This window comes from Bariatricus sp. HCP28S3_D3 (assembly GCF_052065755.1).
Lineage (GTDB): Bacteria > Bacillota > Clostridia > Lachnospirales > Lachnospiraceae > Allocoprococcus.
The window spans coordinates 66,784-77,489 of sequence record NZ_JBQHTK010000011.1; the positions used below are offsets into that span (position 1 = coordinate 66,784).

Consider the following 10,706-nt stretch of genomic DNA (forward strand, 5'->3'; position numbering starts at 1 on the left):
CCAAAATTTCTGTTCTTTACTCCATCTCTATTCCTCCTGATTTTGCTTTCTTTTCCTGAGTTTCCTTCTGTATACCGGCATATCCGGTCCGGCCTCTTCTGCCACCTCCAGCATTCCGGCTTCCATCATCTGCTCGATTCGCCCATGTATCCAGACATCACTGATCGCAAGCCGGTATTTACCCATGACATCCCCGATCACTCTCGCCTCATAAAATTCCTGCGGTGCTTTTGTAATTTCCAGCTCAATATATCTGTCATATAACGTTTCCGCAACGCTCATTAACCTTCCGTTAATCACAGCTCGCAGCGGAGCATTCTCTTCCTTCAACTCTATCCATTCTTCCGCACACATTTTTACAAAAATGTCCGTGGCCTTCTGCTGCAGAGGAAGATACCGATTCCACTCTTCCGCTGAAAGCTCCACCGGGATATTTCCCTCTCCCATAGCTTTGCGCCACCTTGAGGGAACCCTCCGCACTTTCGCTGAATACAATTTCTATCATATCATACCTCCTATAGGGACGTTTCTTTGTTCTCCATTGCCTTCCTATAAATTCGTTCGTCGTATTCAATACCTATAGACCGGCATCGTGTCTGATAGGAAAGGAAAAAGTCCACACGCCCCTTTCCACATCCTTAATCCAAAAGCGTATTTCCCTTTCGGATCAGTCCGGTATTTGCCAGCCGCTCCAATACTGAATAAGGCGTAGGTTCATATGGGTAGCGATACTGATCCGCATTCGAATCATCTCTTCCCATAGTATGAATCCGCAAAAGTTTGTCCCATTTTATTTCATTGCTATTCATTATCCTTTACTGGGGACAAATCAATGTCCCCAAGACAAACATCCCCTTCCCTTCAACAAAATTTCAATATAATATTCAAAATCTACATCGTTCTGTTCCTTTAGTACTTTTATATATTCTTTCTTAATCGCATCTGCTCCGGTAAATGCACCGCAGATTGCAGTCGCCATTGCGCCGATGGTATCTGTATCCCCACCCATATTGGCACACAACAGGGAGCACCGGTTCGGATCCTGCGCATAATATGCGGCTGCAATCGCCGCGGGTACGGATTCGATGATTCCCACACCGGTTCCGATCACATCATAGATCCGCTTTGCAAACTGCTCCTCATCTTCGTATTCCTGTCCTGCAATTTCCAGTGCGATTTTCGTCCGTTCTTTCAGCCTTGCGCTGAATGTCTCGCATCCTTTTTTATATCCGAGTTCCTCAATTGCCAGAATATCACCGATTACCTTTTCAAAATCATCATTCACAATCGCTGAACTGACACCTACCGCAATCATGGAAGCACCGGCAATCGTCACATCGCTGGTGTGCGTAGCTCTCGATACACCGTAAACATAGTCCACAATTTCCTGCTTTCTTTCCGGTAAGAAGAGGCAGCCAACGGGAGGAATCCTCATTGCACTCCCATTTGAAAGCGCTCCGTCCGTAATGGTAGTATCCTTAATTCCATCCCGGAAATTAGAAAGTGCCGCCTTCGATGTGGGTCCAAGAATATTCTTCTCCCAGGCATTCTCTTTCTCTGCCCAGGCGATCATCCGCACCGCAATATCCCTGGCATCCGGCACATATCCTGTAGCAGCAATAGAATCCAAAATCACCAATGCCTGTGCCGTGTCATCTGTAAACTGACCTCTTTTATAGTTGCACGCCACTTCATTTTCCGCAGGACCATCCATCAATCCTTCAATCTTTTTCCCAAAGAAATCCCGGGCCTTTTTTCGTCCCCATAATTCTGCCGGCATTCCCATAGCATCACCAAGAGCCATCCCATATAAAGCTCCTGCCACTTTATTTCTCAACTCTTTCTTATCCATCTATTTCCTTTCGTTCTTCCTGTACATTCATCAATGGACTCAGAATTCCATGATTAGATTCACATGCAGCTGATGCAGCATCCCGCCAAGTTCCTCTTTGAGAATTCCGTAAGCTTTATCTTTCGTGCAGTGACCCGTGCATACATAGGCAATACCGGTTTTTTTTATTTTCCCAGCTAAGGTCCGTATTTCCTCTTCGGATTTATTGTACAAATGAAATCCTCCGATCAGGCCATACACCTTCTTTCCGGCAAATGTATCCGCTACCTCACGGATGATATTTGCAGCCCCGCCATGAGAACAGCTGTTAAAGATCACCAGCCCCTTATCCGTGTCAAACACAAGACTCTGTTCATGTGAAAAATCATCCGGCTGCCATCCATCCGGCTTCTTCTGATACATCTTTTCCCTTTTACCAAGCTGTCTCAGTCCCTCTGTCTTATGGGGAATCAGATATACCCCTTTACAAAGCTCATAATCTTCCTTCACATATACAATTCTGTCTTTATAGTCAGTCAGGATATTCCTGGGCAGACCAATATATTTGTGGAAAATCCATTTTTTGAAATAACAGTTTTCGGCTGCCCCTTCTTGCAGATAAAATTTTGATTTATCATTATTTTCAAAAAATGCTTTCATCCCATTCGAGTGATCATAGTGCGCGTGCGAAAGTACGGCATAGTCAACCTCTTTTATGGATACTCCCATTTTCTCAGCATTTTCCAGAAAAAGTTCTGACGCGCCGGTATCCAGCAAGATCTTCTTATCTCCGTATTCAATGTAGATACTTAATCCCCACTCACCGGCCAGTTCATTACATGAAATATTATCAACTAACACAGTCGCTTTCATAATAATAACACCTTATTACCTTTCGAATTTGAAAATATTGTACCAAAAAACCAGGAAAAAAAACAGTGTACATATTTCTATATACTCTTTTCATGGAACACAACTGTTGCATTTTCCATAACACTATACTATAACCCTTCTACTTCGGAAGTTTCATTCTGAGACTTCCACTTCTTTTATCCGTTATGGATAATCGGTGTATTCACAAATGGAGCTGTATGGCACTCACCGGGGATCATTTGACTGAATTCGGACAACTAAAGGAGCTGGAACGTGCGAAAAGAGAGCTGAATGAAATGAAGCTGGAACGTGATGTTGCAAAGCAGGAACGCGATGCCACAATACAAGAGTTCAATACGGCAACCCAAAAACTGGAAGAAGCTTTTGATACCATTGATTCCCTCAAAAAATCCATTGCACTTTTAGAATCAGAATTGGCCAAATCACAAAAGTAATCCACATCAGATTAAAAATACAGCGAAAATACCGGGTACACAGCCGCCATGGCGGGGCTGTGTACCCGGTATTTCTTCACAACAGAATATACTGTCCTATTCTATTGCCTCCGTCTCGATCACGAATTTTACATTTCCGTCCATCGAGCTGTCTTTTCCGCTGAATGTCTGATATGCACAGTCATCCGACATCAACGCATCCAGTCTGTCAAGGATATCGCCAAGTTCCTCTTCCACGGTATTCTTCAGCTTACTGGTACCTTCTCTGTCAAACTTGCGCATTCCCTCTGCCAGCTCGGCTGCTCCTGACTGAAGCTCAGATGCCCCGCTCCGAAGAGCCTCACTGTTTGATATGAGTTTTGCTGATCCTGCTGACATCTGTGTGCCAAGTGTATTCAGGCCGCTTGCAAGCTGATTGGTTCCACTCTGTAAGGTACCGATGCCAGTAACCAGTGACTCACTTCCGGCTTTCAGCTTCGCTGCCCCTTCGAGGAGAGAAGCATTGTACTCGCCAAGTGTTTCAAATCCATCATTCAATGCATGGATACCGCTGATTGCTTTCGGGAACTGTTCTGCTGTCGCCGCATTTAACGAAGCAAGACTTTCGGATAATCCGCCTTCTCCTCCGATCGCAGCATTCAGTCTCTGCATTCCGCCATCCAGCATGTCGATCTTTGTCGTCAGTTCCTGGATAGAATCAGATGGAAGACTTTCTTTTACCTTCTGGATCTCGCTCAATCTCTCTCCCATTTCTGCAAGCTGTACCTTCAGATTTTCAGCCGTATCAGAAAACGTCTTCATGTTTTCTGAAAGGGAAACAAGCCATCCCTGGAATGCAGTTGTATCAATGGTCGGGATTTCTATGCTGGCTTTTTCCATTGTGGAAAGCTGATTGATTCCATCTGCCGCATTCTGAGCTTTCTGTAACGCCTGAATCGAAGCTTCCAGTTCTGCTCTCGCAGTTTCATCTGTTGTACGATTTAGCTGCTCTTGTAGTGTCTGAATCGAAGCATTCATCTGACTTTTACTGTCTGCTGCCGCCTTCTTTGCCTGATTGACCGTCTGATTATAGGCATTGATCTTTTGATTCAGGCTGTCTGCCTCTTTCTGGCATTCTCTCTGAAGGCCGGCAAGCTGCTGATTGATCGTTGCCAGCCGGCTCTGCATCTGCTGCAGCGTGACTGCGATGTTCTGCACCGGAGCCGCAACACCTTCCTTCAGTTCCGACTCCATTTGTCCTGTCGCATCAATCATTTCATTCCCGGTCTTCACCATAGAATCTACCGTTCCCAGAAGCATCTGAACTTCTTTCGTTCCAAGAGCTTCTTTCAGTGCAGCCGTTCCAGCCGCCAGTTCTTTGGCCGCGGCTTTGATATCCTCTGCCGAGTCCCCTTCTCCATCCGTCGCAAGACTCAATTTTTGAATCGCAGACTGTACCATCTGCAGTCCGCTGCCAAGTTCCGTAAGCTGGGCTGCTCCGGCTGCAAGCTGCTGCTCTCCTGTCACATAGGAGGTCACGCCGTCAGCCAGCGCATTGGCTCCGTCTGTGTAATCCTGTACTCCCTTGGCCACCTTATTGACTCCGTCCACATACTCGGTCACACTGCCGCTTAACGTTCCGTTTTTGCCAAGATACATCTGAATCGCATCGTTCAGTTCATCGGCACCTTCTGTATAACTATTTACACCATCCGCAAGCGATGTGGCTCCATCCGAAAGCGCTCCGGACCCGCTGACCAGTTCCAACGCCGCATCTTCCAGCTCATCCAGAGAATCCTGCAGCTCATCGAAGTCTGCGATATCGTTCAGATCCATATCATCCAGAAGATCAGAAAGTGCTATGGTAAATGTAGCAGACATCGAAAAATCAGTAACATCTGCTTCAATCTTCAGGCTTTCCGGTATGGTAAGCTGCGCCCCTGCATCCTTCTTCTCATCCAGATCCAGACTCTCCCTTAAGCCAGGCATTCCAAACCCCAGAACAATGCTCCTGTTTCCATCGGAAATAATTTTCCCGTTATCGATCGTGACGTTGTTAAACGTATCATTTGAAAGGATCATTCCTGTCATCATAACAAACGGTGTATAGACCTCTTCTTTCGTTCCATCCACATCCACCGTTTTTTTCTCACGATTCTCATAATCCACCTGAATCGTCAGATGTCCGCTCTTTCCCTTCAGCTCATCGGGCTTTATTTCTTTTCCGTCCAGATAATACGTAAGCTTTACAGAAACCGGAAGCTCCTGATCGGTCGTTCCCTGATAGTAAATATCTTTTCCGTCCGTATTCCATACCAGCTTACCATTTCCCTCCTGAAACGTCTCTTCTCCTTTAATGTTTTTGATATTCTGCAGGGTACTTTGATCGGTCAGATTTCCGGAAATGCTTCCGGAATTTTTCAGCCAGTTGGATACCGTAATCGCATCCGTATTCCCCAATGCATCCGTATTTACATACACTGTCTCATCTTTATATACTACTTCCTGATCTGCCGCAAGAACCGGAACTGCACTCATCATCACCGACATTCCCACTGCGAGAGAAGCTGTAAGTTTCCGTTTGATTTTACTGTTTCTATTCATGATTTCTACGCCCTTTCTGCTTTATTTTTACCAAGAAATCCGATGGAAGTCTTGCATATTACTTTGTCAAATATCATAAACATGGCCGGAAGTACCAGAATGACTACGATCATACTGATAATGGCCCCCCGCGCGAGCAGCGTACAGATGGAACCGATCATTTCTACCTGAGAGTAGCATGCCACTCCGAACGTTGCCGCAAAGAAACTCAGTCCGCTGCTGATAATAGACGGCATACTGATTTTGTGTGCAATGCTGATTGCCTCCATTTTATCCTTGCCACGCTGCCGCTCTTTCTGGTAACGGGTCGTCATCAGGATTGCATAATCCACAGTCGCACCCAGCTGAATAGCACCGATCACGATACTCGCCACAAATGGGAGGCTCATTCCCTGATAATACGGGATTGCCATATTTACCATGATGGCAAATTCGATAACGGCCACCAGAATGATTGGAAGGGAAATGGATTTGAACACGATCATGATGATGATAAATATCGCAATGATCGAGAGCGCATTTACCCGAATCAGATCGGTATCGGTGACATCCTGAAGGTCCTTCATAAGCGGTGCCTCTCCGATAACCATTCCGGTTGTATCATACAATTTCACAATTTGATCGATCTGCGCGATCTGTTCATTTACCTGATCCGTCGCCGACTCATACTCAGAACAGATAAAAGCGATCTCATAGTCGTCGCTCTGCAGCATACTCTTAATATCACTCGGTATCATAGAATCCGGCACAGACGGCCCGATCAATGAATTCTTACTGATCGTCCATTTCACCCCTTCCACCTGATCGATCTGGTCAAACATCTTCTGTTTATCCAAACTGTCCATATTCTTATCCATCAGCACCATGTGAATGTTGCTCATGTCAAAATCCTCTTTCAGCGTTGCATTTGCAACATTACTGTCCAGCGTGTCCGGAAGGGACTCTGCAATATTATAATAAATCTCCGTATGATTGTTTCCGTAAATTGCCGGGAACAAAAGAACCAGGAAAATGAGGATCCACGCCTTATAATGTTTTGTGATAAATGTGGAAGGCCGATCCATATTGTTCAGCAAATGCCGGTGCTGTGTCTTCTCGATCGCTTTATCAAATACCAAAACCAGCGACGGAAGGATCGTAACACAACAGATCACTCCAATCAGAACGCCCTTCGCCATAACGATTCCAAGATCTCTTCCGAGTGCAAATGTCATGACGCAAAGAGCGATAAATCCGGCAATCGTTGTTACCGAACTTCCTGCTACGGATTTGAACGTATTGGCGATCGCATGACCCATGGCCCGTTCTTTCTCTCCCGGGAAACGTCTCTTATTCTCTTCATAACTATTCAGAAGGAAGATTGAATAGTCCATCGTAACTCCAAGCTGCAGCACAGCCGTCAGCGCCTTCGTAATATAAGAAGTCTCTCCCAGGAAAATATTACTTCCCAGATTGTAGAGAATCGCGAGCCCGATACTGATCAGAAATAGAACCGGAACCACGAAAGATCCGGACGTCAGCTCCAGAACCAGAAGGCTTAAGAGCGCTGCAATCACCACATAGATTGGAAGTTCTTTCAGTGCAAGATTTTTAATATCCGCGACGACACCTGTCATCCCACTGATGAAGCATTGCTCATCTGCGATCTTACGCATTTCCTCTACCGCTTCCATTGAATTGTCCGATGATGTCGTATCGTCAAAAAGCACCAGCATCATCGTTGCATTCCCTTTAAAAAAGGCTTCTCGCAGATCCTTCGGAATCATTTCCACAGGAAGACTGATATCCGCCACATCATCGTACCAGAGCACATCTTTGACATGCGGCACTTCACTGAACTTATCTTCCAGTGCCTGTATATCCTTCATCTTCATATTCTCAACCACGACCATGGAGAATGCACCCATGCCGTATTCATCCACCATAATGTCCTGGCCTTTCACCGTCTCCAGATGCTCCGGAAGGTAACTTAACAGATCATAATTTACTCTTGTGTTCGCTATCCCGATCACCGACGGGATAACCAGCAGAAAACCGATCAAAAGCATCAAAACCCGATGCTTTGCAATCCATTTGCCCACCTTAATCATTGAATTCATCTCCTCTTTTTTCAAATGCAACATATAATATAGCACAAAATGACCAATAGTCAATTAATATTTTATAAAAAATTGAAAAATGGTCATTTTTGAGGAGGGTAACCGAGAGGACGTGGCCATAGTTACTCAACCAAAAAAGGAACTCAATCCTGAGCTCCGCTTTTTGGTTGTGACTATGGCCCCGTCCTCTTCTGCTACTTGACTATGAACTTGTCACCCGGTCACTTCGAAATAAAATGCTTAATAAATATATACATCACAATTACAAATGCCAGCAGATATCCCAGAACTCCGACTGCCGGGATCCCCCACAATTTCGGCCGCATATCCGTCGTACAGATAATACTGGAACTGATCAAAAGTGCCATCACCCAAAGTCCCATAACAATATTTCTGATCAGTCTCCGAAGCAGCCATGCCAGATCTTTCGACACATGGAGTTCCAGATTGACTTTGGTCTGCCCCTTCATATGCCCCTGCAGGATATCCGCCAACAGAGATGGAATATCAAATGCTTTATTCAGTGAGCGATACAGTCGCTTTCCATCTGATTTTAACTCTTTTTTCCACCTGTCGCTCTCGAAGAAACTGCCCTTGATACGCGCCGCCGCAATTTCTACCATATTGAGCTCCGGGCAGATCTCTGCCAGGACTCCTTCCATATTGGTAAGTCCTCTCGCAAGCATTGTAAGTCCATGAGGCATGGAAATCCGATTCTCCTTCATGACCTCCATCAACTCCTGCATCAATTCTGCCACATCGATTTCGCCCATCTCAGCCGTTCCGTACTTCGCCATCAGATTCGTAATATCGTCGTAAAGCTGGCTCTGATCCGGTTTCCCCCGGAAATCTCCAAGTGCCAGTACTGCTTCCTGAATCATTCCGATATCGTTGAAAGCAACGCCCCGAATTGCATTTCCGATCAGTTCCCGGTCCCTTTCCGTGAGTCGTCCCATCATGCCCATATCGATCCAGACGATCTTGCCCTTTCGGATCCGAACGTTGCCCGGATGCGGGTCGGCATGAAAATATCCGTCTTCCATGACCTGTTTGATGTAATGATCCACCAGTTTCGTCCCAATTTCATTCAGATCATACCCATTTTCAAGCAGGTTTTTCTTATCATCAACGGCAAATCCATCAATATATTCCATTACCAGAACATGCGACGTCGTGTACTCACGATAGAGCCGTGGCGTCTCCACGAATACAATTTCCTGATTCTTTTTCGCGAACTCCTCCATATTGGCCGCCTCCGCAAGGAAATTCATCTCTTCCTGCGCGACCATCCACAGCTCGTCCAGCACCATATCCAGATCCACCATATCTTTCAACGTTGCCGACGGCACCAGCTTCACTGCTTTGTGCAGAAGGCCGATATCTCTTGCCATGATCTCGTAGATTCCCTTACGCTGGACCTTCACGACCACCTGCTCTCCGCTTTTTAAAACCGCCCTGTGTACCTGCGCAATGGAAGCCGAACCAAGCGGCTCCTCTTCTATGTCCGCAAATACTTCGTCCCATCCGAAGCCATAAGCTTCTTCAATGACCTCTTTCACCTGTTCAAAAGGCATCGGTGTCACTTCCGAGTGTAAATGGATCAGTTCCTCACAATACTTTTTCGGAAGAATGTCCGAATGCAGTGACATAATCTGTCCCAGTTTGATGTAAGTCGGTCCCAGGTCTTCCAGAATCAGCCGTAGTTTCTCCGGTGTAACTCCTCTGGTGATTCCATGTTTTTTCAGAACCGCCGTCATCTCTTTTAATCTGGAGCCGTATCCGCCTGACTCCGAATTCCGGCTTTCGCTATTCATTCAGTTCTCCGCACTCTTCTTTCGTCTCCTGCGGCTCTTCCGGAGTATCTTTTTCGCACTCACATGCTTCCTCCTGACACGCTTCTTCCTTCTCGTCTCCTTCCATAATCTGGATCCGTTCCTTCAGCTGTGCCAACTGCTCCGGTGTCATCTTTTCAAGAAGCTCATCCAGCTCCTCCGGTGTCGAAGCCTTCACCGAAACATTCATATTTTCCTTCACCGTCTTCTTAAGATTATACTTAAGCTCCTGATTCATCACTTTGCCGCGCTCTACGGTTTCCTCGCCCTTTTTAGCCAGCTCATCCAGAATCTCAACAGATTTCTCAGCAGTGATCGCTGCTCCGCCTACTCCTGCAAGCATAACCTTCTTTAATCCTTCTCCTAATTTTCCCATCTTTTTTCTCCTTTCCCGCCGTCCTCACCGGCTATGTTAAATGATGCCAAGAAACGCAAGTCCCTTCGGCACAAAAATAATCCCTCCTGCAATCGCAGCCATGATCGCCGCAATCAGAACAGCGCCCGCCGCCGTATCCTTCGCAATCTTTGCCAGTGGCTTCCTCTCCTCTGTAACCAGATCAACCACTGCCTCCACCGAAGTGTTGACCAGCTCCAGTGCCATAACAAGACCAAACAGCGTCAGGCAGATACACCACTCTGTCGCCGAAATTCCCAGAATGATTCCGGCCAGAACTACCAGCGCCGTAAAAACACAGTGGATTTTCATATTCCGCTCTTTCTTTATGCAAGTCATGATTCCCTCAAATGCATATCCAAAGCTTTTCTTCAGCGGATCTTTCTTCTTAACGGTCATTTACATCACCTTGCCTCACATTCTGTTACTATTGTAACAAACTTTATATATACTGACCAGTATTTTTGACCATTTTTTACAAAACAGCTTCTGATTTTTGTATTCTTTTTCTGCCGAGTGCATAGCAATGTGACATGCTCCCACTACTTAAGCCCTAAAGCTTTGAAGTAGGGGCTTCTTACTCAATAACCCGATAGGGCTAAGTATCAATAAGCTATCCCCGCGTGCCCCGCGGTTCTT

Annotated in this window: 10 protein-coding genes; 1 reads left to right on the forward strand and 9 read right to left on the reverse strand. The window is 45.9% G+C overall.

Translation table 11 applies throughout. The annotated features are described in order from the left end of the window. Positions 1-27 precede the first annotated feature (27 nt). The 4 genes from ACTNB3_RS09110 to ACTNB3_RS09125 form a co-directional block, all read right to left on the reverse strand. A complete protein-coding gene (locus ACTNB3_RS09110) occupies positions 28-447 on the reverse strand; it encodes a DUF3658 domain-containing protein (RefSeq protein WP_427820794.1) in 420 nt (139 codons plus the stop codon). A gap of 191 nt (positions 448-638) precedes the next feature. Beyond that, positions 639-761: a hypothetical protein gene (locus tag ACTNB3_RS09115; protein ID WP_427820795.1), complete on the reverse strand. Its 123-nt coding sequence runs from the start codon at positions 759-761 to the stop codon at positions 639-641. A gap of 68 nt (positions 762-829) precedes the next feature. Next, complete coding sequence (locus ACTNB3_RS09120; protein WP_441025183.1) at positions 830-1,837, reverse strand: ADP-ribosylglycohydrolase family protein; 1,008 nt, start codon at positions 1,835-1,837, stop codon at positions 830-832. Positions 1,838-1,891: 54 nt separating this feature from the next. Further along, positions 1,892-2,704: an MBL fold metallo-hydrolase gene (locus tag ACTNB3_RS09125; RefSeq protein WP_441025174.1), complete on the reverse strand. Its 813-nt coding sequence runs from the start codon at positions 2,702-2,704 to the stop codon at positions 1,892-1,894. 218 nt (positions 2,705-2,922) lie between these two features. Here ACTNB3_RS09125 and ACTNB3_RS09130 point away from each other — a divergent pair, with 218 nt between their 5' ends. Further along, positions 2,923-3,159, forward strand: coding sequence for a hypothetical protein (locus ACTNB3_RS09130; protein ID WP_427820796.1), 237 nt, complete (start codon positions 2,923-2,925; stop codon positions 3,157-3,159). A gap of 96 nt (positions 3,160-3,255) precedes the next feature. Here ACTNB3_RS09130 and ACTNB3_RS09135 read toward each other — a convergent pair whose 3' ends face one another. From ACTNB3_RS09135 to ACTNB3_RS09155, 5 genes are all read right to left on the reverse strand, one after another. Beyond that, on the reverse strand, positions 3,256-5,742 hold the full coding sequence (locus tag ACTNB3_RS09135; RefSeq protein WP_441025176.1) for a hypothetical protein: 2,487 nt from the start codon (positions 5,740-5,742) through the stop codon (positions 3,256-3,258). 5 nt (positions 5,743-5,747) lie between these two features. After that, the gene (locus tag ACTNB3_RS09140; RefSeq protein WP_441025178.1) at positions 5,748-7,832 is read right to left on the reverse strand and encodes an efflux RND transporter permease subunit; all 2,085 of its coding nucleotides are present in this window, start codon (positions 7,830-7,832) and stop codon (positions 5,748-5,750) included. Positions 7,833-8,062: 230 nt separating this feature from the next. Next, entirely contained in the window at positions 8,063-9,655 is a 1,593-nt protein-coding gene (locus ACTNB3_RS09145; RefSeq protein ID WP_441025180.1) for an ABC1 kinase family protein, read from the reverse strand. Continuing rightward, a complete protein-coding gene (locus tag ACTNB3_RS09150; protein WP_427808737.1) occupies positions 9,648-10,049 on the reverse strand; it encodes a hypothetical protein in 402 nt (133 codons plus the stop codon). The genes ACTNB3_RS09145 and ACTNB3_RS09150 overlap by 8 nt, the downstream gene beginning before the upstream one ends. 36 nt (positions 10,050-10,085) lie before the next feature. Continuing rightward, positions 10,086-10,466, reverse strand: a complete 381-nt coding sequence (locus ACTNB3_RS09155; protein WP_427808738.1) for a diacylglycerol kinase family protein — start codon at positions 10,464-10,466, stop codon at positions 10,086-10,088. Positions 10,467-10,706 lie beyond the last annotated feature (240 nt).